The sequence below is a fragment of the Pantoea sp. DY-17 genome (assembly GCF_019795975.1).
GTDB classification, from domain to species: Bacteria; Pseudomonadota; Gammaproteobacteria; order Enterobacterales; family Enterobacteriaceae; genus Pantoea; species Pantoea leporis.
The window spans coordinates 18,666-41,702 of record NZ_JAIMIG010000003.1 but is presented as its reverse complement, the minus strand read 5'-3'; the positions used below and the strand labels follow the sequence as shown (position 1 = coordinate 41,702).

Genomic DNA, 23,037 nt, shown 5'->3' with positions numbered 1-23,037 from the left:
ATTTTTTACCTTTACCTAAAACTTTATTAGGAACTTCGCGCTAAAAACTTAATCTCACCATCACGACCACAGCAATGGTCTGGCCATAATTCTTAGAGAGACACAGATAAATGAAAAAAAACACAATTATGCTGGCGTTGGCGCTGAGTTTCGGCGCGGCGACGTTGAGCCCTGTGAGTGCATTTGCCGCAGAGACCGCTTCTTCTTCCAGCCAGCAGTTGCCAAGCCTGGCACCCATGCTGGAAAAAGTCATGCCTTCCGTGGTGAGTATCAGTGTGGAAGGCTCGACGACGGTTAAAACGCCGCGTATGCCGCAGCAGTTCCAGCAATTCTTTGGTGATAATTCTCCGTTCTGCCAGGACGGTTCACCGTTCCAAAGCTCACCCATGTGTCAAAACGGCGGTGGTGACGGCGGCGCGGATGGCGGTGCTAACGCGCAGAAACAGCAGTTCCGTGCGCTGGGTTCCGGCGTGGTAATTAACGCGGATAAAGGCTATGTGGTGACCAACAACCACGTGGTGGATAACGCGACCAAAATCCAGGTGCAGCTCAGCGATGGACGTCGTTACGACGCCAAAGTGATCGGTAAAGATCCACAATCAGATATTGCGCTGATTCAGCTGCAGGATGCGAAAAACCTCACCGCAATCAAGATTGCCGACTCCGACAACCTGCGCGTCGGTGATTACACCGTGGCGATTGGTAACCCGTACGGCCTTGGCGAAACGGTGACTTCGGGGATTGTTTCGGCGCTGGGCCGCAGCGGCCTGAACGTTGAAAATTACGAAAACTTCATCCAGACCGATGCGGCGATTAACCGTGGTAACTCCGGTGGCGCATTGGTAAACCTTAACGGCGAGCTGATCGGGATTAACACCGCGATTCTGGCGCCGGACGGCGGCAACATCGGTATCGGCTTTGCCATTCCAAGTTCAATGGTGAAAAACCTTACCGCGCAGATGGTGGAGTACGGCCAGGTGAAACGCGGCGAGCTGGGCATTATGGGCACCGAGCTGAACTCAGAGCTGGCGAAAGCGATGAAAGTCGATGCGCAGCGCGGCGCCTTTGTTAGCCAGGTATTGCCGAACTCTGCTGCGGCGAAAGCCGGCGTGAAAGCGGGTGACGTGGTGGTGTCGATGAACGGTAAAGCGCTGACCAGCTTTGCAGCGCTGCGTGCCGAAGTCGGCTCGCTGCCGGTCGGTACCAAGCTGCAGCTGGGTCTGCTGCGCGAAGGCAAACCGGTGAACGTCACCGTTGAACTGCAGCAGAGCTCGCAGGATAAAGTGCAGTCCGCCACCATTTACACCGGTATTGAAGGTGCCGATCTCAGCAATATTGATACCAACGGCCAGAAAGGCGTGCGCGTCGATAGCGTCAAGCCTGGCAGCGCAGCGGCGCGTATTGGCTTGAAGAAAGGTGACGTGATTCTGGGTGTCAACCAGCAAGCCGTGGCTAATCTTGGCGAGCTGCGTAAAGTGCTCGACACCAAACCTTCGGTGCTGGCACTGAACGTACAGCGCGGTGACAGCAGCCTGTATCTGCTGATGCAGTAAGTTTCAGGTTGTTGATAATAGGCGAGCTTTGGCTCGCCTTTTTTACGTCTGTGCAAATGTCCGGTACTGAATGTGACGCTTACCGCAAATCCCGCATAATCCCGCTGGCTATGTGCAGTTGCACAATGTCAGCGCCGTAACGGATGCGTATTCTGTCTGTTCGTCCTTATCTCCGGAGTGTTTGATGGCCACCTATCATCTCGATGCGCGACTGGCTCAGGATATTGTTGCCCGCACCATGCAAATTATTGACAGCAATGTCAACGTGATGGATGCGCGTGGTCGCATCATCGGCAGTGGCGATCGTGAGCGCATTGGCGAATTGCACGAAGGCGCGCTTTTGGTGCTGTCACAAGGGCGCGTGGTAGACATCGACGAAGCGGTGGCAAAACATCTGCACGGCGTGCGTCCTGGCATCAATTTGCCGCTGCGCATTGATGGCGATATCGTCGGCGTGATCGGTTTGACCGGCCAACCGGCAACGCTGCGTCACTACGGCGAATTGGTGTGTATGACCGCCGAAATGATGCTGGAACAGGCGCGTTTGTTACACATGCTGGCGCAGGATAGCCGCTTGCGAGAAGAGCTGGTGCTGAATCTGGTGCGCAGCGAAACCTTATCGCCAGCGCTCAGCGAATGGGCGCAGCGGCTCGGCATCGATCTCAATCAACCGCGCGTGGTGGCGGTGGTGGAAGTGGACAGCGGCCAGCTCGGCGTTGATAGCGCCATGTCTGAGCTGCAACAGCTGCAAACGCTGCTGACCACGCCGGAACGCGACAACCTGATTGCGATTGTTTCACTCACCGAAATGGTGGTGCTGAAACCGGCACTGAATGCGCATGGCCGCTACGATCAGGACGATCATCGCCGCCGCGTGGATCAACTGCTGCAACGCATGAAGGAGAGCGGCCAGGTGCGAATGCGCATCGCGCTCGGCAACTACTTTACCGGTCCCGGCAGCATCGCACGTTCGTACCGCACCGCGCGTACCACCATGATGGTGGGCAAACAGCGCATGCCGGAACAGCGCAGCTATTTTTATCAGGATCTGGTGCTGCCGGTGCTGCTCGACAGTTTACGCGGCGGCTGGCAGGCCAACGAACTGGCACGCCCGCTGGCAAAGCTGAAAAGCATGGATAACAATGGCTTGCTGCGACGCACGCTGGTGGCGTGGTTCAGCCACAACGTGCAACCCAGCGCTACGGCACGCGCGCTGTTCATTCATCGCAACACGCTAGAGTATCGCCTCAACCGTATTTCCGAGCTCACCGGGCTCGATCTGGGCAATTTTGACGATCGCTTGCTGCTGTACGTGGCGCTTCAACTGGATGAGCAAAGTTAATGAGAAACCTGTGGATTGCGTTGCTGTGGCTGTATAGCGCGCTAAGTTTGGCTAACGATCCGGCCTTTCTCTCATTAAACGATCTGCAGAAAGTTAAGCAGCAGCTGGCACATCATCAGGCCGCGCCGCCAACGCTCGACGCCTGGCATCAGCTTAAACAGCAAGCGGATAACGCGCTGCAACACCCCAATCCCAGCGTCACCGATAAAGGTATGATGCCGCCGAGCGGCTCGAAGCAGGATTATTTAAGCCTGAGCGCCTATTGGTGGCCGGACGCCAGCAGCGCCGACGGCCTGCCGTGGCAGCGTCGTGATGGCGAAGTGAATCCTGCCAGTAAGAATGATCAAAGTGATGGCGTGCGGCTGGCGCGCTTTACCGCCGATTTTCAGGCACTGACGCTGGCCTGGTATTTATCTGGCAATCAACGTTATGCCGACAAAGCGCTGGCGATGATGCGTCACTGGTTTATCAATCCCACCAGCCGTATGCATCCTAATCTTAACTTTGCCCAAGGCATTCCGGGCCGATCCGCGGGCCGCCATGATGGCGTGCTCGATGGGCGCTACTTTGCCACGCGCGTGGTGGATGCGCTGACTTTGCTACGCAATGCGCCCGGTTGGCAGCCTGCCGATCAGCAAGCGATGCAGCAGTGGTTTAGCGAGTATCTGTACTGGTTGCGGCACAATCCGCTAGCACTGCAAGAAGCGGCGGCGGTGAATAATCATGGCAGTTGGTATTGCACGCAGGTGGCGGGAATCGCGTGGTATCTGGGCGATCGTGAGACAGTCACAGCGATGGTAGAGTTGGCGCGCAATAAAATTGCGCTGCAAATTCGTGCCGATGGCAGCCAGCCCGCAGAGTTAGCGCGCACGCGATCCTTCCATTACAGCTACTTCAATCTGCAGGCGCTTAGCGCATTGGCGCAGCTAGCCGGTAAAGCAGGGTTAGGCGATTTATGGCATAGCCAGCAGCCGGGCGGATCGTTGCTGGCTGCGCTCGACATGATGGCGCCGTACAGCGATGCCACTAAACTCTGGCCGTGGAAAAACCGCGATCGCGTGAGCCAGCGCATCATTCCGCTGCTTTCAATGGCCGATAACAGCCTGCAGCAGCCGCGTTATCAACAGTGGATCATGCAGACGCAATGGAAAGATCAAAAGAGTGGGGCGGTGAGGCAGGCACAGCGTGATACCTGGCTGCTTTCGCTGCCTTATCAGCAGCCATAAAAAAAGGCCAGCATCGGCTGGCCTGTTATTTAAAGCGCGAAATTAACGGTTGTTGCGGGTCAGCTGATCAAGGTCTGATTCGATTTCAGCGATCTTGTTCGAAACCACGCTTTCCAGATGGCGCAGATCCGCCAGAATTTTGCGCTTCAGATCCACTTCAACCTGGTCGCGCTGGCAAATCTGGTCCAGTTCATCGATCACATAACGCAGGTTCGGGCTAATTTCCTGCACTTCTTTGTAACCCTGGCTGGTGTGATCGGCGACAACGGTTTTGCGCTGACGTGGATATTTGAATTTCACGCTTTTAGCAAAGAATTCACCTTTATCTTTGCGGAAGTAGATTTTAAGAATGTCGTTGTTAGCTTCCTGACGCAGGCTGTAACGGTCGATGTCGTCAGGGTTGCTGATACCTAAGCTTTTCAGGTTGTCGTACATAGCGTTTATATTCCATCTAAGAGTGGGTGAGCGCGCAGGACTATCATCATCATTCGGGATGCAGCAGAAACGCGGCAACCGGAACGCTTACGGCATACTTAATCAACTGTAGACACAAAAACCGGGATGAACAGTGCGCGACCGGAGTTAACTTGGCGCGGATTATGAACTGTTTGAAAAATAAACGCACGTGTTAATTCGCGGCGCGAAACAGGTAATTCTGGCGGGAGTGTAAACAAATAATTACGGGCCTGTAGGCAGGCCCGTCGGGAAGATCTTCAGGCAGGAGAAGCTCAGTCGATGCTGCGCAGCAGTTCGTTAATACCTGTTTTGCTGAGCGTTTTAGCGTCAACTTTCTTCACAATTACCGCGCAGTACAGGCTGTAGCTACCATCTTTAGACGGCAGGTTACCGGAAACCACCACGGAACCCGCTGGAACGCGACCGTAATGCACTTCGCCAGTTTCGCGGTCAAAGATTTTGGTGCTCTGGCCGATGTAAACGCCCATGGAGATAACGGAACCTTCTTCGACGATCACGCCTTCGACGATTTCTGAACGTGCGCCGATGAAGCAGTTATCTTCGATGATGGTTGGGTTAGCCTGCAGCGGCTCCAGCACGCCACCGATGCCCACGCCGCCTGACAGGTGGACGTTTTTACCGATCTGCGCGCAAGAACCCACGGTCGCCCAGGTATCAACCATGGTGCCTTCATCAACGTAAGCGCCGATGTTGACGTAGGAAGGCATCAGCACGGTATTACGTGCGATGAATGCGCCCTGACGCACGGCAGCAGGTGGCACAACGCGGAAACCGGCGTTTTTAAAACGCGCTTCATCCCAGCCAGCAAACTTCATTGGCACTTTGTCGTAGAAGCGGGTTTCAGAACCTTCCATGACCTGATTGTCGTTGATGCGGAACGACAACAGCACTGCTTTCTTCAGCCACTGATGCGTTACCCACTCACCGTTGATCTTTTCAGACACGCGCAGTTCACCGCTATCCAGCAGGCCAATAACCTGGGTGATAGCATCGCGGGTCGCGCTGTCTACGCTAGATGGCGTGATGTCGGCGCGGCGCTCAAAGGCAGATTCGATAACGCTCTGTAACTGTTGCATATTTATTTCCTGATTCTGTCAAAGCGGAATGCACGCCAAATAGCGTACATAGTTAAATTACCTGGCAAACATCATTCATGGTGCAGGAAGGCGGCGACGCAGCGAATCCCCGGGAGCATACATCAGTATGTGACCGGGGTGAGCGAGGAAAGCCAACGCACCTGCACCATGAAGGATGAAAGCCAGGTCACAGTTTATCGTTTGGATTAAGGGCCTCTGTCAACCTCTGTTGCAACACATTGCGCATTTCCACCCCAAGCGCACGCCGCTCGCTATCGGCGAGGATGAAAAGATCCTCAACCCGTTCACCAATCGTACTGATGCGTGCGCCGTGCAGCGACACGCCCAAATCGGCGAACACTTCACCCACGCGCGCCAGCAAGCCGGGCTGATCGAGCGCGACCAATTCAAGATAACTGCGGCGGTCGGTGTGCGTTGGCAGGAAATTGACTTCGGTATCGACACTGAAATGCTTGAGGCGCGCAGACTGGCGACGCGTACGCGGCGGAACCCATTCGTTTTGCGTGATGGCTTGTTCCAGCGCCTGAATGATCAGCGGATGGCGATCGGCTGCCAGCGGGCTGCCATCCGGCTCCAGCACAATAAAAGTGTCCATCGCCATGCCATCGCGACTGGTAAAGATCTGCGCATCATGCACGCTGAGATTGCGGCGATCCAACTCGCCGGCCACCGCGGCAAACAGGTGCGGACGATCCGGGCTCCAGATAAAGATCTCGGTACCGCCGCGCGTGGCCTGCGGGCTGACCAGCACCAGCGGTTTGTTGAGATCGTGATGAATTAAATGACGCGCATGCCAGGCGAGCTGATTCGGTGTGTGGCGCAGGAAATAGTCGGCGCGGCAGCGGCTCCAGATATGATGCAAACGCTCTTCGTCGAGGTTTTCCATCCGCAGCAGCGCCAGCGCTTGCAGACGATGATGGCGCACGCGCTCGCGCAGATCCGGGCTGTTTTCCATGCCGCGGCGCAGCTGTTTTTCGGTCGCGAAGAACAGCTCGCGCAACAGGCTCTGCTTCCAGCTGTTCCACAAGCTTTCATTGGTGGCGCAGATATCGGAAACCGTCAGGCACGCCAGATAGCGTAAGCGATTTTCGTTCTGCATCACTTCGGCGAATTGCTGAATCACGGTGGGATCCTGAATATCGCGGCGCTGCGCGGTGACTGACATCAATAAATGATGGCGTACCAGCCAGGCAACCAGCTGCGTTTCGCGGGAGTTCAGTCCGTGTAGTTCGGCAAAGTCGAGCGCATCCTGCGCGCCGAGAATGGAGTGATCGCCGTTGCGGCCTTTGGCGATATCGTGCAGCAGCGCAGCCATCAGCAACAGTTCCGGCTGTGGCAGGCGCGGCCAGAGTTCAACGCACAGCGGATGCATCGGGCGCGTGGCTTCGTCGGCAAAACTCTCCAGCTTCTGCAGCACGCGGATGGTGTGCTCATCCACAGTGTAAGCGTGGAACAGATCGAACTGCATCTGGCCAACGATGTTGCCCCACAGCGGCGTATAGGCCCATAACACGCTGTGACGATGCATCGGCACCAGCGCGCGCTTAACCGCGCCAGGATGACGCAGAATGGCCATAAAGGTTTCACGCGCTTCAGGAATCTGACACAGCGGCTGCTTCAAATGGCGGCGCGCATAGCGCAGCTGCCGCAGCGTGGTGGAGTAAATACCTTTGATGTTTTCGTTACGCACCATCACGTAGAACATACGCAGGATAGCTTGCGGCTCACGCTCAAACAGCGTGAGATCGCGCAGGTCGATGAGGTCACCGCGAATCTGGAAATCGTCATCAATGTTGCGCGGTTTTTCAGTGGTCGACAGCGCCAGAATCGCTTCATCGAACAGCTGCAGCAGCATCTGATTGAGTTCGCCGATACGGCGCGTGACGCGGTAGAAGTCCTTCATCATGCGCTCAACCGGCTCATTGACTTCGCCCAGATAGTTGAGGCGTTGAGCGACGGTGAGTTGTCGATCAAACAGCAGACGATTGTCATAGCGTGGTAGCGTTAAGTGCAGCGCAAAGCGAATGCGCCACAAAAATTCCTGACACTCGTTGATTTCATTGCGTTCCGCTTCGGTGATAAAGCCGAAACCAACCATCTCATCCATGGTGGTGGCGCCAAAGTGACGACGCGCTACCCATTGCAGCGTGTGTATGTCGCGCAGGCCACCGGGGCTACTTTTGATATCCGGTTCGAGGTTGTAGCTGGTGCCGTGATAGCGCTGGTGGCGCTCCTGCTGCTCTTCAATTTTGGCGGCGAAGAAGCGCGACGACGGCCAGAAACCATCGCTGAAGATGTTCTTTTGCAGTTCGAGAAACAGCGCCACATCGCCAGTGAGCATGCGCGATTCGATCAGGTTGGTGGCGACCGTAAGATCGGATAAGCCTTCCAGCAGGCACTCTTCCAGCGTACGTACGCTGTGCCCGACTTCCAGCTTCAAATCCCACATCAGCGTTAGCAGCTCGCTGGCGCGCTGCGCGGCTGTGTCGTCCAGCGGCTGGCGGCTGAGGATCAGCACATCAATATCGGAGAGCGGATGCAGTTCGCCGCGACCATAACCGCCAACGGCAACCAGTGCGATCTCCTTCATCTGGTCGAAACCAAAGAAGCGCCACAGACGACGCAATAAGCGGTCGATAAACAGCGTGCGGGCATCAATCAGAGATTCAATATCGGTGCCCGCATCAAATGCAATGCCCAGGTGCTGCTGGAATTGCTCAAGATAGTGTTTGAGCTTGTCGCGCGTCAGGGCGTCATCCGGCCAGCTGGCGGGGGAATCGGTCAGGCCTTTGTGTACTGCTTCGGTCACGCTACCACTCATCAACATGCCTCTTCATTACGCACATAAAAAAGGCCAGCGATAAGCCGGCCTGGTACTGTTAGCGAGATGATTACGCGACGTTTTCAAGCACCGCTGGAAGGGTGTCGTCTTCACGCAGCGTCAGAATCTCACAGCCGTTTTCTGTCACCACAATAGTATGCTCATACTGCGCGGACAAGCTGCGATCTTTGGTTTTCACGGTCCAGCCATCCTTCATGGTGCGGATGCGGTAATCACCGGCATTGACCATCGGTTCGATGGTGAAGGTCATGCCTGCTTGCAACACCACGCCGCTATCATCCGCGTCGTAATGCAGTACCTGCGGCTCTTCATGGAAGCCTTTGCCGATGCCGTGACCGCAATACTCGCGCACCACCGAAAAATCCTGTGCTTCGACATACTGCTGAATCGCGCGGCCCAGTTCACGCAGACGAATACCCGGTTTCACCAGACGCAGCGCGATATAGAGACTTTCCTGAGTAACGCGACACAGGCGCTCGCCCTGAATGGTGGCTTTACCGACGATGAACATTTTTGAGGTATCGCCGTGATACTCATCTTTGATCACCGTGACATCGACGTTAACTACGTCGCCATCCTTCAGCACGCGATCGTCGCTCGGAATACCGTGACATACCACTTCATTCACCGAAATACACACCGATTTCGGGAAGCCGTGATAGCCGAGGCAGGCGGAAATCGCCTGCTGCTTCTGCGTGATGTGTTCGTGGCAGAGACGATCCAGTTCACCGGTGGTGACGCCAGGCACCACGTGCGGGGCAATCATCTCCAGCACTTCAGCGGCAAGGCGGCCCGCCACGCGCATTTTTTCGATTTCTTCAGGGGTTTTAATTGAAATAGCCATTAAATTAATCCGCAATCGTCGAAATTTTCGACAATAATGAGTTCTGTGGCAGTCATGTTAGCAGCCAGCAAAAGGGCTGCCAAATGGCGATTGTCTGCGCCTGCGGCGCTCAACTACTATTGGCGTATTCCTGCGCATTGTGGTATAAAGCGCGCCGACGATTCTCTGTCACCGACGTTTGGCTGGCAGGAAACGCATAAAACTCATTATGTGTACTAAAACACACATGTATCGACACATACGCCGGGGTGCCTTGAAAGAGGTCGGTCGTATGGGATACATGGAGGCCCAACCCCAAATCAAACTTTAGAGGTAATCATGGCAACTGTTTCAATGCGCGACATGCTCAAGGCTGGTGTTCACTTTGGTCACCAGACCCGTTACTGGAACCCGAAAATGAAGCCATTCATCTTCGGCGCACGTAACAAGGTTCACATCATCAACCTCGAGCAGACTGTGCCAATGTTCAACGACGCTCTGGCTGAGTTGAAAAAGATCTCTTCCCGTAAAGGTAAGATCCTGATCGTTGGTACTAAGCGCGCTGCTGCCGAAGCGGTAAAAGAGTCAGCTCTGAGCTGCGACCAGTTCTTCGTAAACCACCGCTGGTTGGGTGGCATGCTGACTAACTGGAAAACCGTTCGTCAGTCAATCAAACGCCTGAAAGATCTTGAGTCTCAGTCTCAGGACGGTACTTTCGACAAACTGACCAAGAAAGAAGCGCTGATGCGCACTCGCGAACTGGCCAAGCTGGAAAACAGCCTGGGCGGTATCAAAGATATGGGCGGTCTGCCGGATGCACTGTTCGTTGTTGACGCTGATCACGAGCACATCGCTATCAAAGAAGCAAACAACCTGGGTATCCCAGTTTTTGCTATCGTTGATACCAACTCTGATCCAGACGGCGTTGACTTCGTTATCCCAGGTAACGACGATGCGATCCGTGCTGTAAGCTTGTACCTGACTGCCGTTGCCACTACCGTGCGCGAAGGCCGTTCACAGGATCTGGCTGAGCAGGCTGAAGAAGCTGCTGAAGCTTAATAAGGTTCGCTCTTTCTAAGAGCCCTTAGACATCAGATGTTATCTGTTAAGGGGGCCGTTCAGGCCCCTTTATTTTATCTAAGTCTGTCACGCTCACTGCAGAGCGAGCGGGGCAGAGTAAATTTTCCGCAACAAGTTTCTGACAGTGTGTGAGCACACAGAGACGAATCGAGGATTCTGGAATGGCTGATATTACCGCTGCATTGGTAAAAGAACTGCGTGAGCGTACTGGCGCAGGCATGATGGACTGCAAAAAAGCGCTGACCGAAGCGAACGGCGACATCGAGCTGGCGATTGAGAACATGCGCAAATCTGGCGCAATCAAAGCGGCTAAGAAAGCAGGCAACGTTGCTGCTGATGGCGTGATCAAAACCAAAATCGCTGACGGCTTCGCGGCGATCCTGGAAGTAAACTGCCAGACCGACTTCGTTGCAAAAGATGGCGGTTTCCAGGCGTTTGCTGACAAGGTTCTGGATGCAGCTGTCGCTGGCAAAGTTACCGATGTGGAAGTTCTGAAAGCGCAGTTCGAAGAAGAACGCGTAGCGCTGGTTACGAAAATCGGTGAGAACATCAACATCCGTCGTATTGCTATCCTGGAAGGCGCTGAGCTGAACAGCTATCAGCATGGCGCACGTATCGGTGTGGTTGTTTCTACCACCGGTGCTGACGAAGAACTGAGCAAGCAAGTTGCTATGCACATCGCTGCAAGCAAGCCAGAATTCGTTAAGCCAGAAGACGTGTCTGCAGACGTGGTCGAGAAAGAGTACCAGGTCCAGCTGGATATCGCCATGCAGTCTGGCAAGCCAAAAGAAATCGCAGAGAAAATGGTTGAAGGCCGCATGAAGAAATTCACCGGCGAAGTTTCTCTGACCGGTCAGGCTTTCGTTATCGACCCAAGCAAAACCGTTGGCCAGGCGTTGAAAGAGAAAAACGCTGACGTCATCAACTTCATCCGCTTCGAAGTGGGCGAAGGCATTGAGAAAGTTGAAGCTGACTTCGCAGCAGAAGTTGCTGCAATGTCCAAACAGTCTTAATGGTCCGAAAGAACCGCCACAAGGCGGTTCTTTTTTGTCTGCGATTTAGTGCAGCACTTTCAGTCTCATCCCAATAGCTTTTCTCGCGGGCTTTGCGGATGATCGACCAGATTTTACTTCTCCTTTTCATCATATCTTCCAGGAAGAACTGACCATGGCGACCAACGCAAAACCTGTATATCAACGTATCCTGCTAAAACTGAGTGGCGAAGCACTGCAAGGTGCCGAAGGTTTTGGCATCGACGCGAGCGTGCTTGACCGCATGGCGCAAGAGGTGAAAGAGCTGGTTGAGCTGGGCATTCAGGTGGGTGTGGTTATTGGTGGCGGTAACCTGTTCCGCGGCGCAGGTCTGGCCCAGGCGGGCATGAACCGTGTGGTCGGCGACCATATGGGCATGCTGGCAACAGTGATGAATGGCCTGGCAATGCGTGACGCGCTGCACCGTGCGTATGTCAATGCGCGCTTGATGTCAGCGATTCCGCTGAACGGCGTGTGTGATAACTATAGCTGGGCAGAAGCGATCAGCCTGCTGCGTAATAACCGCGTCGTGATCTTTGCGGCCGGTACCGGCAACCCGTTCTTTACCACTGACTCGGCAGCCTGCCTGCGCGGCATCGAAATCGAAGCCGACGTGGTACTGAAAGCCACCAAAGTAGACGGCGTCTACTCTGAAGATCCGGTGAAAAACCCGGATGCCACGCTGTATGACCAACTGAGCTATGCAGAAGTGTTGGATAAAGAGCTTAAAGTAATGGATCTCGCCGCCTTTACGCTGGCGCGTGACCACAAGCTGCCTATCCGCGTCTTCAACATGAACAAGCCTGGCGCATTGCGTCGCGTCGTGATGGGTGAAAAAGAAGGCACCCTGATTACGCATTAATACCCGACGCACGTTAAAATAAGGTATATTCTTTTGCCGCGATGCTCTGACATCGCGCAGCAATTAGGATGATCGATGTTTATCGATACCGCTTCCGGTTAGCCCGGAAATGGCCAGGTCAACCGAATTCAAGGGTTTCAACGTGATTAACGACATTAAAAAAGATGCAGACACGCGGATGGAAAAATGTGTGGATGCATTTAAAAACAACATCAGCAAAATCCGCACCGGCCGTGCTTCGCCTTCACTGCTCGACGGCATTGTGGTTCCTTATTACGGTACACCAACGCCGCTGCGCCAGCTGGCTAGCGTGACGGTTGAGGATTCACGTACGTTGAAAATCAACGTATTTGATCGCTCGCTGAGCGCTGCGGTTGAGAAAGCGATTATGACGTCTGATTTGGGTCTGAACCCAAGCTCAGCCGGTAGCGATATTCGTGTGCCGCTGCCAGCGCTGACCGAAGAGCGTCGTAAAGACCTGATCAAGATCGTACGTGGCGAAGCAGAGCAGGGCCGTGTTTCCGTGCGTAACGTCCGCCGTGACGCCAACGATAAGATCAAAGCGCTGCTGAAAGACAAAGAGATCAGCGAAGACGACGAACGTCGTACGCAGGACGAGATCCAGAAAATGACCGATGCGCACATCAAGAGTGTTGATGCCGCATTGGCCGATAAAGAAAAGGAACTGATGGACTTCTAATTCCATCAACTGCTTTTCAAAACGCCGTTCAGAGACGAGACGTGTTCGACTCTGGCGGCGTTTTACATTGTGTCTGGCGCTGTTGCGGACACTCTCCACGACTTCACAGGGATAGCATGATGAAGCGATTAACTCTGCTGGGATCGACCGGCTCCATTGGTACCAGCACGCTGGCGGTGATTGCCGCCAATCCTGAACTTTATCAGGTGACCGCGCTGGTGGCTGGCCAGAATGTGGCGTTGATGGCTGAACAATGCCTGCAATTCCAACCGCGCTATGCCGCGATGTCCGATGAGACTTCCGCACAAGCGCTGCGTGAGCGACTGAAAGCACTCAACGTTAATACCGAAGTGCTCTCCGGCGTTCAGGCAGCCTGCGAATTAGCCGCGCTGGATGACGTGGATCAGGTGATGGCGGCGATTGTTGGCGCCTCAGGTTTACAGCCCACCATGGCGGCGATTCGCGCCGGTAAAACCGTGCTGCTGGCCAACAAAGAGTCGCTTGTCACATGCGGCCGTCTGTTTATGGAGGCGGTACGCCAACATCAGGTGCAATTGCTGCCGGTCGATAGCGAGCACAACGCCATTTTTCAGAGTTTACCCGCTTCCATACAGCATCAGTTGGGGTACGCTGATCTGCGGGGAAACGGCATCGAGTCGATTCTCCTTACGGGATCGGGTGGTCCTTTTCGTGACACGCCATTAGCGGATTTAGCCGGTATGTCGCCGGATCAGGCTTGTGCGCATCCGAACTGGTCAATGGGGCGTAAAATCTCCGTTGATTCGGCCACCATGATGAATAAAGGTCTTGAATACATTGAAGCCCGCTGGCTGTTTAATGCGACTGACGCGCAGATGGAGGTGATCCTGCATCCGCAGTCGGTTATCCATTCGATGGTGCGTTATTGCGACGGCAGCGTGCTGGCGCAACTGGGCTCTCCGGATATGCGGACGCCTATTGCGCACAGCATGGCATGGCCAGCACGTATTTCTGCGGGCGTAACGCCGCTCGACTTCACGCGCATGAAGTCGTTGACGTTTTCCGAGCCGGACTACGAGCGCTATCCCTGCCTGAAGCTTGCGATTGATGCCTGTGCCACAGGTCAGGCCGCTACGACATCGCTGAATGCAGCGAATGAAGTGGCGGTGGCAGCTTTTCTGCAGCACCAGATTCGCTTTACCGATATTGCCGCCATCAACAGCGAAGTGCTGGCGTCCCTGAGTTGTCAGGAGCCGGGCAGCATTGACGAGGTGATGGAGATCGATCGGTTAGCGCGCGTGCGTGCCAATGAATTGTTACCGCGCTTTCGTTTAGCAGGTTGATAGTTCCCGCTATTTGTTCGCTCTGGGTGAAAATGGTATAGTCGCTCGCTCGCGTTTCACAGCCGACATTGTTTCGATGTCATCTGGCGTGTTTGCCGGAGTTTGCTGCAGGCGCAATGTATTCAGAAACCACAGCATTTCTGATGAAAGGAATTATTACGCGTTATGTCGTCCAACAATCACAACACAATCGATGACGAGTCGTACTGCACGCCACGTCACGTGGCCATCATTATGGATGGTAATGGTCGCTGGGCAAAAAATCAGGGCAAACTGCGTATTTCAGGCCACAAAGCCGGGGTAAAATCAGTACGCCGGGCTGTCAGCTTTGCGGTTAGCCATAAACTGGAAGCGCTCACGCTTTATGCGTTCAGCAGTGAAAACTGGAGCCGTCCGATTCAGGAAGTGACAGCGTTAATGGAGTTGTTTGTCTGGGCGCTCGACAGCGAAGTCAAAAGCCTGCACAAACACAATGTGCGTCTGCGCATTATTGGCGATATCAGTCGTTTCAATAACCGAATTCAGGAACGCATTCGCCGCGCCGAGGAACTGACTCAGCAAAATAATGGACTGACCCTAAACATTGCTGCCAACTATGGCGGCCGTTGGGATATTATCCAGGGTGCCAGAAAATTGGCCGAACAGGTTCAGGAAGGTTTACTGCGTCCTGACCAGATTACCGAAGAAAGCCTGGCTCCGTATCTGTGTATGCAGGAGCTGGCGCCAGTGGATTTAGTGATAAGGACCGGGGGAGAGCATCGGATTAGCAACTTCCTGCTGTGGCAAATCGCCTATGCTGAGTTTTGGTTTACCGATGTTCTTTGGCCTGATTTTGATGAAAACGTTTTTGAAGGTGCACTGAATGCATTCTCTACGCGGGAGCGACGCTATGGCGGTACTGCACCAGGCGGCGCCTAAGCAATTTGGGGGTAACCTTTGCTGAAGTCTCGTCTGATTACCGCGTTAATTTTGATTCCGCTGGTGATCGCTGCACTGTTCTGGTTACCCCTGTCCGGTTTTGCGATTATCACTATCATCATCTGCATGCTTGCCGCCTGGGAATGGGGGCAGTTTGCCGGCATGAAAACGCGTCAGCAACGTATCTGGCTGGCCGTGCTTTGCGGCCTGTTGCTGTCCGCGATGCTCTTTACCCTTGAACCCTATCAACGCAATCTGCACCAATTCCAGATGGAAGGCTCGCTCTGGGCATCGCTGTTGTGGTGGATTGTCGCGCTCATCTTAGTACTGTTCTATCCCGCTTCTGCCGCGTTGTGGCGTCACTCACGTACGCTGCGCCTGCTGTTTGGCGTGCTCACCTTGATTCCGTTCTTCTGGGGCATGATGGCGCTGCGTCAGTATCATTACGATACTGACCATTTCGCCGGCGCATGGTGGCTGCTGTTCGTGATGTTCCTTGTCTGGGGCGCAGATTCCGGTGCTTACATGTTTGGTCGCCTGTTTGGCAAACACAAGCTGGCACCGAAAGTCTCTCCGGGTAAAACCTGGGAAGGTTTCTTCGGCGGCCTATTGTCATCTGCCATTATCGCCTGGCTGTTTGCTCTGCTGGCACCGCTTTCGGTGGCGCCGGGCACGCTAATTATCTGTGCGGTGATTGCGACGCTGGCATCGGTATTGGGCGACCTGACTGAAAGTATGTTCAAGCGTGAAGCGGGCATTAAAGACAGCGGTAACTTGATTCCGGGGCACGGTGGTATTCTCGATCGTATTGATAGCCTGACTGCTGCGGTGCCGGTGTTTGCCTGCCTGCTGCTGTTGGTGTTTCGCACCCTCTGAGGATAGCTGGCGATGTTGAGTATACTCTGGAGTTTTGCCGCCTTTATCGTGGCGCTTGGCGTGCTAATTACCGTGCACGAGTTTGGCCATTTCTGGGTGGCGCGCCGCTGCGGTGTTAAAGTTGAACGTTTCTCGATTGGCTTTGGTAAAGCGCTGTGGCGTCGCAGCGATCGTCAGGGCACCGAATATGTCATCGCGCTGATCCCTCTTGGCGGCTACGTCAAAATGCTCGACGAACGCGTTGAAAGCGTTCCCGCCGAGCTGCGTCATCAAGCCTTCAACAACAAAACCGTGCTGCAGCGTGCTTCGATTATCGCAGCCGGTCCTATCGCCAACTTCATCTTCGCCATCTTTGCTTACTGGGTCGTGTTTATTCACGGCGTGCCAGGTGTGCGTCCTGTGGTTGGTGAAATTCTGAACGGTTCCGTCGCTGCCGAAGCGCAAATTACCTCCGGCATGGAACTTAAAGCGGTAGATGGTATCGAAACGCCTGATTGGGATGCTGTGCGTATGGCGCTGATCGGTAAAATCGGCGACAGCGATGCCACGCTTACCGTCTCGCAATTTGGCGAAGAAGCCACGCAGCAAAAGCAATTAAATTTGCGCGATTGGCAATTTGAGCCTGATAAACAGGATCCGGTGGTCGCTTTAGGTATTCGTCCACGTGGGCCGCAGATTGAAACGACCTTAGCCGAAGTTCAGGCAAACTCACCGGCAAGCAATGCTGGTTTGCAAGCGGGCGATAGGATCGTTAAAGTCGATGGTCAGCCATTGTCACAGTGGCAGGCTTTTGCGGCACAGGTGCGGGATAATCCGGGTAAAAACATGGCGCTAGATATCGAGCGCAACGGCGAACCTGTGGCGTTGACGTTAACGCCGGAAGCGAAACCGGGCAATGAAGCGGAAGGCTTCGCGGGTGTCATCCCGCGTGTGATTCCGCTGCCTGATGAGTACAAAACGGTAAGGCAGTATGGACCTTTTGCGGCGATCGGCGAAGCCAGTGTAAAAACCTGGCAGTTGATGAAGCTAACAGTCTCCATGCTGGGCAAGTTGATAATCGGGGATGTGAAGCTGAATAACCTGAGCGGGCCGATTTCGATCGCGCAGGGTGCCGGGTTATCAGCTGAGTACGGGGTGATTTATTACCTGATGTTCCTGGCGCTGATCAGCGTCAACCTGGGCATCATTAACCTGTTCCCTCTGCCGGTTTTAGATGGTGGTCATCTGCTCTTTCTGGCGATCGAAAAGATCAAAGGTGGACCGGTGTCCGAGCGAGTTCAGGACTTTAGTTATCGCATTGGCTCAATATTGCTAGTGCTGTTAATGGGGCTTGCACTTTTCAATGATTTCTCACGTCTGTAATAGCTGGAACGCATACAGGCGCGGGATGTGTTAGGAAAACGCATAACAACGATGGCGATGAAAAAGTTGCTCATAGCGTCGCTGCTGTTTAGCAGCGCCACCGTTTACGGTGCAGACGATTTCGTAGTGAAGGACATTCATTTCGAAGGTCTCCAGCGAGTCGCCGTCGGCGCGGCTCTGCTCAGCATGCCGGTACGTGTCGGTGATACGGTGAATGACGATGATGTCAGAAACACCATTCGCTCACTGTTCGCCACCGGTAACTTTGAAGATGTGCAGGTTCTGCGTGACGGTACAACCCTGATTGTTCAGGTGAAAGAGCGTCCAACCATTGCCAACATCACTTTCTCCGGCAACAAAGCGGTGAAAGAAGATCAGCTGAAACAGAACCTCGAAGCGTCTGGCGTGCGCGTTGGCGAAGCGCTGGACCGCACCACGCTCTCTTCAATCGAGAAGGGTCTGGAAGACTTCTACTATAGCGTCGGTAAATACACCGCCAGCGTCAAAGCGATTGCTACGCCGCTGCCGCGCAACCGTGTGGATCTGAAATTCGTCTTCCAGGAAGGCGTTTCAGCGCAGATCCAGCAGATCAACATCGTCGGTAATAAAGCATTTACCTCTGACGAACTGATCTCGCGCTTCTCACTGCGTGACGAAGTGCCATGGTGGAACGTGGTGGGCGATCGTAAATACCAGAAACAGAAGTTAGCGGGCGATCTCGAAACCCTACGCAGCTTCTATCTGGATCGTGGTTATGCGCGTTTCAACATTGATTCCACGCAGGTGAGCCTGACGCCAGATAAGAAAGGCATCTATATCACCGTGAACATCAACGAAGGCGATCAGTACAAGATTGCCGGCGTGATTGTGAACGGTAGCATGGCGGGCCATTCTGCTGAAATCGAAAAGATGACCAGGATTCCATCGGGTGAGCTGTATAACGGCACCAAAGTCACCCAGATGGAAGATGACATCAAGAAATTGCTGGGTCGCTACGGTTACGCCTATCCGCGCGTAATGACGCAGCCAGAAATCAACGATGCTGACAAAACCGTCAAGCTGCACATCAACGTGGATGCGGGCAACCGTTACTACGTGCGTAAAGTGCGCTTCGAAGGTAACGACACCTCAAAAGATTCCGTACTGCGCCGTGAAATGCGTCAGATGGAAGGTGCCTGGTTGGGCAGCGACCTCGTCGATCAGGGTAAAGAGCGTCTGAATCGTACCGGTTACTTCGAAACCGTGGATGTGGATACGCAACGTGTTCCGGGTGCGCCGGATCAGGTTGATGTGGTCTACAAGGTGAAAGAGCGTAACACCGGTACTTTCAACTTTGGTGTCGGTTACGGTACTGAAAGTGGCGTCAGCTTCCAGGTGGGCGTGACCCAGGAAAACTGGCTCGGCACCGGTAACACTGTTGGCATCAGCGGTACCAAAAACGATTACCAGACCTATGCTGAGTTCTCACTGACCGATCCGTACTTCACGGTCGACGGCGTGAGCCTTGGCGGTCGTTTGTTCTACAACGACTTTAAAGCCGATAACGCGGATCTGTCTGACTATACCAACAAAAGTTATGGTCTCGACGGTACGCTGGGCTTCCCGGTCAATGAAAATAACACGCTGCGTGTTGGTTTAGGTTATGTGCATAACGACCTGTCCAACATGCGTCCTCAGGTTGCGATGTGGCGTTATCTGGATTCGGTCGGTCGCCATCAGGGCTTGAACGATGACGGTGATTTCTCTGCAGATGATTTCACCTTCAACTACGGTTGGACCTATAACACTTTAGACCGCGGCTTCTTCCCTACGCGCGGTAACCGTACCAACCTGAACGGTAAAGTGACGATTCCAGGCTCTGATAATGCGTTCTATAAAGCAACATTGGATAGTCAGCAATATGTGCCGCTGAACCGCGATGGTACGTGGGTGGTGTTAGGCCGTGGCCGTGTAGGATATGGTGACGGACTTAATGGAAAAGAGATGCCGTTCTATGAGAACTTCTACGGCGGTGGTTCGAGCACGGTTCGTGGCTTCCAGTCCAACACCATTGGTCCTAAAGCTGCGTACCTGAACGATGGCTCGTCAAACTGTAATATCTCTGATCCAAACGGCGTCTGTAAGTCGGACGATGCGGTCGGTGGTAACGCCATGGCGATTGCCAGCCTGGAGCTGATTACGCCAACGCCGTTCCTGAGCGAGAAATATGCGAATTCCGTGCGTACCTCGGTGTTTATGGATGCCGGTACCGTTTGGGATACCAAATGGCAGAACACTGCGGAAACACGCGCGGCGGGTGTGCCAGATTACAGCGATCCTAATAACATTCGCGTCTCTGCCGGTGTGGCACTACAGTGGATGTCACCGCTAGGACCGCTGGTCTTCTCATACGCCCAGCCGATGAAGAAAGTCGAGGGAGACAAGTCAGAGCAATTCCAGTTTAACATTGGTAAAACCTGGTAAGGCTCTGAGCAGGGAAGTGAAAATACCGTCTTGCACGCGTGCTGCCTGATAATGCGGCACGCTGCAAACACACACGTTGAGGTAAGGAGTTTATAGTGAAAAAGTTGTTCTGTGCTGCTGCTCTGGGTGTTGCATTAGCTGCTTCTGCGGGTGCCCAAGCGGCTGATAAAGTTGCCGTCGTTAACCTGAGCCAGGTTTTCCAGCAGTCTCCGCAGCGTGCCGCTGTTGCTAAACAGCTTGAAGGTGAATTCCAGAGCCGCGCCTCTGACCTCCAGTCTCAGCAGCAGAAGATCCAGCAAGAAATTCAGGATCTGCAGCGTAATGCATCGACCATGAAAGCGAGCGACCGCACCAAGAAAGAGAAGCAAATCTCTTCTGAGCGTGCTGCCTTTGAACAAAAAGCACAGGCTTTTGACAAAGACAACCAAACTCGTCAGATGCAGGAGCGTAACAAGCTGCTGGCTAAAATCCAGACCGCTGTTCAGTCTGTAGCGAAAAGCGAAGGTTACGATCTGGTTCTGGACTCTCAGGCCGTGCTGTACTCTTCTTCTGATGCTAAAGACATCACTGCTGACGTTGTAAAACAGGTTAAATAATTGATGTCATCAATTCGACTGGCTGATTTAGCCCAGCAGTTGGATGCAGAATTGCACGGAGATGGCGATATCGTCATCTCCGGCATTGCTTCTATGCAATCCGCCACAACTGGCCAAATCACTTTTCTTGCAAACAGCCGCTACCGCGAGCAGCTCGCTACTATCCAGGCTTCAGCCGTGGTGCTGACGGAAGCGGATCTGGAGTGGTGTAAAACGGCCGCCCTGGTGGTGAAAAATCCTTACCTGACTTATGCCCGCATGGCACAACTGCTGGACACAACGCCGCAGCCCGCGCAGAATATCGCGCCCAGCGCGGTGATCGATGCAACGGCTAAGCTGGGTAACAACGTTTCGGTAGGCGCAAATGCGGTGATCGAGTCTGGCGTAGAGCTGGGTGACGACGTCGTTATTGGCGCAGGATGTTTTGTTGGTAAGCAGACGCGTATCGGTCGCGGCTCACGTTTGTGGGCTAACGTCACGATTTATCACGAAATCCAGATTGGTCAGGATTGTCTGATTCAGTCCGGCACCGTCATTGGTGCTGATGGTTTCGGGTATGCTAACGATCGCGGCAATTGGGTGAAAATCCCGCAGCTGGGTACCGTCGTGATTGGTGATCGGGTTGAAATTGGTGCCTGTACTACCATCGATCGCGGCGCGCTGGATAACACTCTGATCGGCAATGGTGTTATCATAGATAACCAGTGTCAGATTGCGCACAACGTCGTGATTGGTGATAACACCGCTGTTGCGGGTGGTGTGATCATGGCGGGTAGTCTGAAGATTGGACGTTACTGTATGATTGGCGGCGCCAGCGTCATTAACGGCCATATGGAAATCTGTGACAAAGTGACCGTAACGGGCATGGGCATGGTAATGCGCCCGATCACAGAGCCAGGCGTATATTCGTCGGGTATTCCACTGCAACCCAACAAAACCTGGCGTAAAACAGCAGCGCTGGTGATGAACATCGATGAAATAAGCAAACGCTTAAAAGCCATCGAACGTAAGGTCGGTAAAGACGACTAAACGCATCCCACGCTACTCGCTTTCATAACAAGAAGTGTACTTTCTTCCACCTTCGGTAACCCGAGAATGGCAGCAGGTATCGTAAGAAAGCGAAACGCCCCGAACTAATTTGCGGCCTGCGGAAGATCATTTTGATCGGTGCAGGCCGTGTTATTGTTGCCATCAGATTTTTAGGACAGGAAGAGTATTTTGACTACTGAAACGCATACTCTGAAAATTGAAGAGATTTTAGAACTGCTGCCACACCGCTATCCTTTCTTGCTGGTTGATCGCGTGCTGGATTTTGAAGAGCATAAATATCTGCGCGCGGTGAAGAACGTTTCTGTTAACGAACCGTTTTTCCAGGGACATTTCCCTGGTAAGCCGATTTTCCCAGGCGTTCTGATCCTGGAAGCGATGGCGCAAGCGACCGGTATTCTGGCGTTCAAAAGCGTTGGGAAACTGGAACCAGGCGAACTCTATTACTTCGCTGGTATCGATGAAGCCCGTTTCAAACGTCCGGTTGTGCCGGGCGATCAGATGATCATGGAAGTGACCTTCGAGAAAACCCGTCGTGGTCTGACGCGCTTTAAAGGCGTGGCGACCGTGGACGGCAAAATTGTCTGTGAAGCGACCATGATGTGTGCCCGTAGCCGGGAGGCATAATAAGTGATTGATTCAACCGCCAATATCCATCCCAGTTCTGTCATTGAAGAGGGTGCCGTCATCGGCGCCAATGTTCATATCGGCCCGTTCTGCTTTATCGGCGCTAATGTGGAAATTGGTGAAGGAACCGTACTCAAATCGCACGTGGTGGTGAACGGCCACACGCGTATCGGCAAAGACAATCAGATCTACCAGTTCGCTTCCATCGGTGAAGTGAATCAGGACCTGAAATATGCGGGCGAACCGACGCGCGTTGAAATTGGCGATCGTAACCGCATCCGCGAGAGCGTCACCATTCATCGTGGCACCACACAGGGCGGCAATGTGACTAAAGTCGGCAGCGATAACCTGCTGATGGTGAATGCTCACATCGCGCATGACTGCGTGATCGGCAATCGCTGCATCTTTGCTAACAATGCCACGCTGGGCGGTCACGTCACCGTTGATGATTTTGCGATTATCGGCGGCATGACGGCGGTACATCAGTGGTGCACCATTGGTGCTCACGTGATGGTTGGCGGTTGTTCAGGCGTCGCGCAGGATGTGCCGCCTTATGTCATTGCGCAGGGCAACCACGCAACGCCATACGGTATCAACATCGAAGGTCTGAAGCGTCGTGGCTTTAGCAAAGAAGCGCTGCATGCCATACGCAACGCGTACAAACTGCTGTACCGCAGCGGCAAAACGCTGGATGAAGTGAAACCAGAGATTGAAGAGCTGGCGAAACAACACAGCGAAGTGCAGCCTTTCTATGACTTCTTTGCCCGTTCAACGCGTGGATTGATTCGTTAAT

20 protein-coding genes are annotated in these 23,037 nt (G+C 53.8%); 16 read left to right on the top strand and 4 right to left on the bottom strand.

The annotated features are described in order from the left end of the window. Positions 1-110: 110 nt before the first annotated feature. The 3 genes from degP (at position 111) to K5Y33_RS14425 (ending at position 4,121) form a co-directional block, all read left to right on the top strand. A complete protein-coding gene (gene degP, locus K5Y33_RS14435; protein WP_192235655.1) occupies positions 111-1,553 on the top strand; it encodes a serine endoprotease DegP in 1,443 nt (480 codons plus the stop codon). A 184-nt stretch (positions 1,554-1,737) separates the two neighbouring features. Continuing rightward, complete coding sequence (locus K5Y33_RS14430; RefSeq protein WP_061718082.1) at positions 1,738-2,895, top strand: CdaR family transcriptional regulator; 1,158 nt, start codon at positions 1,738-1,740, stop codon at positions 2,893-2,895. After that, positions 2,895-4,121 (top strand): alginate lyase family protein, encoded by a 1,227-nt coding sequence (locus K5Y33_RS14425; protein WP_222234362.1) that lies wholly within the window; start codon positions 2,895-2,897, stop codon positions 4,119-4,121. The genes K5Y33_RS14430 and K5Y33_RS14425 overlap by 1 nt, the downstream gene beginning before the upstream one ends. Positions 4,122-4,163: 42 nt before the next feature. On the opposite strand, the gene K5Y33_RS14420 is transcribed toward K5Y33_RS14425, so the two are convergent. The 4 genes from K5Y33_RS14420 to map form a co-directional block, all read right to left on the bottom strand. Further along, positions 4,164-4,556 carry a DUF3461 family protein gene (locus K5Y33_RS14420; RefSeq protein ID WP_007893894.1) on the bottom strand — a complete coding sequence of 131 codons (393 nt, stop codon included), beginning with the start codon at positions 4,554-4,556 and terminating at the stop codon, positions 4,164-4,166. Positions 4,557-4,849: 293 nt separating this feature from the next. After that, positions 4,850-5,674 (bottom strand): 2,3,4,5-tetrahydropyridine-2,6-dicarboxylate N-succinyltransferase, encoded by an 825-nt coding sequence (dapD, locus tag K5Y33_RS14415; RefSeq protein ID WP_008108489.1) that lies wholly within the window; start codon positions 5,672-5,674, stop codon positions 4,850-4,852. 187 nt (positions 5,675-5,861) lie between these two features. Further along, entirely contained in the window at positions 5,862-8,516 is a 2,655-nt protein-coding gene (gene glnD, locus K5Y33_RS14410) for a bifunctional uridylyltransferase/uridylyl-removing protein GlnD (protein ID WP_222234613.1), read from the bottom strand. A gap of 70 nt (positions 8,517-8,586) precedes the next feature. Then, positions 8,587-9,381, bottom strand: a complete 795-nt coding sequence (gene map, locus K5Y33_RS14405) for a type I methionyl aminopeptidase (protein WP_101762049.1) — start codon at positions 9,379-9,381, stop codon at positions 8,587-8,589. Positions 9,382-9,699: 318 nt separating this feature from the next. On the opposite strand from map, the gene rpsB reads away from it, so the two are divergent. The 13 genes from rpsB to lpxA all read left to right on the top strand — a co-directional run bounded on the left by rpsB (position 9,700) and on the right by lpxA (position 23,036). Next, a complete protein-coding gene (gene rpsB, locus K5Y33_RS14400) occupies positions 9,700-10,419 on the top strand; it encodes a 30S ribosomal protein S2 (protein WP_007893898.1) in 720 nt (239 codons plus the stop codon). 182 nt (positions 10,420-10,601) lie between these two features. Further along, positions 10,602-11,453: a translation elongation factor Ts gene (gene tsf, locus K5Y33_RS14395; protein ID WP_101762048.1), complete on the top strand. Its 852-nt coding sequence runs from the start codon at positions 10,602-10,604 to the stop codon at positions 11,451-11,453. 154 nt (positions 11,454-11,607) lie between these two features. After that, complete coding sequence (gene pyrH, locus K5Y33_RS14390; protein WP_007893903.1) at positions 11,608-12,333, top strand: UMP kinase; 726 nt, start codon at positions 11,608-11,610, stop codon at positions 12,331-12,333. Positions 12,334-12,475: 142 nt separating this feature from the next. Beyond that, the gene (frr, locus tag K5Y33_RS14385; protein ID WP_036649587.1) at positions 12,476-13,033 is read left to right on the top strand and encodes a ribosome recycling factor; all 558 of its coding nucleotides are present in this window, start codon (positions 12,476-12,478) and stop codon (positions 13,031-13,033) included. A gap of 119 nt (positions 13,034-13,152) precedes the next feature. Continuing rightward, positions 13,153-14,355 carry a 1-deoxy-D-xylulose-5-phosphate reductoisomerase gene (ispC, locus tag K5Y33_RS14380; protein ID WP_192412747.1) on the top strand — a complete coding sequence of 401 codons (1,203 nt, stop codon included), beginning with the start codon at positions 13,153-13,155 and terminating at the stop codon, positions 14,353-14,355. 165 nt (positions 14,356-14,520) lie between these two features. Then, entirely contained in the window at positions 14,521-15,273 is a 753-nt protein-coding gene (gene ispU / locus K5Y33_RS14375) for a (2E,6E)-farnesyl-diphosphate-specific ditrans,polycis-undecaprenyl-diphosphate synthase (RefSeq protein WP_007893909.1), read from the top strand. Between the two features lie 18 nt (positions 15,274-15,291). Continuing rightward, on the top strand, positions 15,292-16,149 hold the full coding sequence (cdsA, locus tag K5Y33_RS14370) for a phosphatidate cytidylyltransferase (RefSeq protein WP_101762046.1): 858 nt from the start codon (positions 15,292-15,294) through the stop codon (positions 16,147-16,149). A 12-nt stretch (positions 16,150-16,161) separates the two neighbouring features. Continuing rightward, positions 16,162-17,511 carry a sigma E protease regulator RseP gene (gene rseP, locus K5Y33_RS14365; RefSeq protein ID WP_101762045.1) on the top strand — a complete coding sequence of 450 codons (1,350 nt, stop codon included), beginning with the start codon at positions 16,162-16,164 and terminating at the stop codon, positions 17,509-17,511. A 51-nt stretch (positions 17,512-17,562) separates the two neighbouring features. Beyond that, positions 17,563-19,974, top strand: coding sequence for an outer membrane protein assembly factor BamA (gene bamA / locus K5Y33_RS14360; RefSeq protein ID WP_101762044.1), 2,412 nt, complete (start codon positions 17,563-17,565; stop codon positions 19,972-19,974). A 95-nt stretch (positions 19,975-20,069) separates the two neighbouring features. After that, entirely contained in the window at positions 20,070-20,570 is a 501-nt protein-coding gene (locus tag K5Y33_RS14355; RefSeq protein WP_007893920.1) for an OmpH family outer membrane protein, read from the top strand. A 3-nt stretch (positions 20,571-20,573) separates the two neighbouring features. After that, a complete protein-coding gene (gene lpxD, locus K5Y33_RS14350; RefSeq protein WP_110867574.1) occupies positions 20,574-21,599 on the top strand; it encodes a UDP-3-O-(3-hydroxymyristoyl)glucosamine N-acyltransferase in 1,026 nt (341 codons plus the stop codon). 189 nt (positions 21,600-21,788) lie between these two features. Then, positions 21,789-22,244 (top strand): 3-hydroxyacyl-ACP dehydratase FabZ, encoded by a 456-nt coding sequence (gene fabZ, locus K5Y33_RS14345; RefSeq protein ID WP_007893924.1) that lies wholly within the window; start codon positions 21,789-21,791, stop codon positions 22,242-22,244. A gap of 3 nt (positions 22,245-22,247) precedes the next feature. Further along, a complete protein-coding gene (lpxA, locus tag K5Y33_RS14340) occupies positions 22,248-23,036 on the top strand; it encodes an acyl-ACP--UDP-N-acetylglucosamine O-acyltransferase (protein ID WP_101762042.1) in 789 nt (262 codons plus the stop codon). Position 23,037 lies beyond the last annotated feature (1 nt).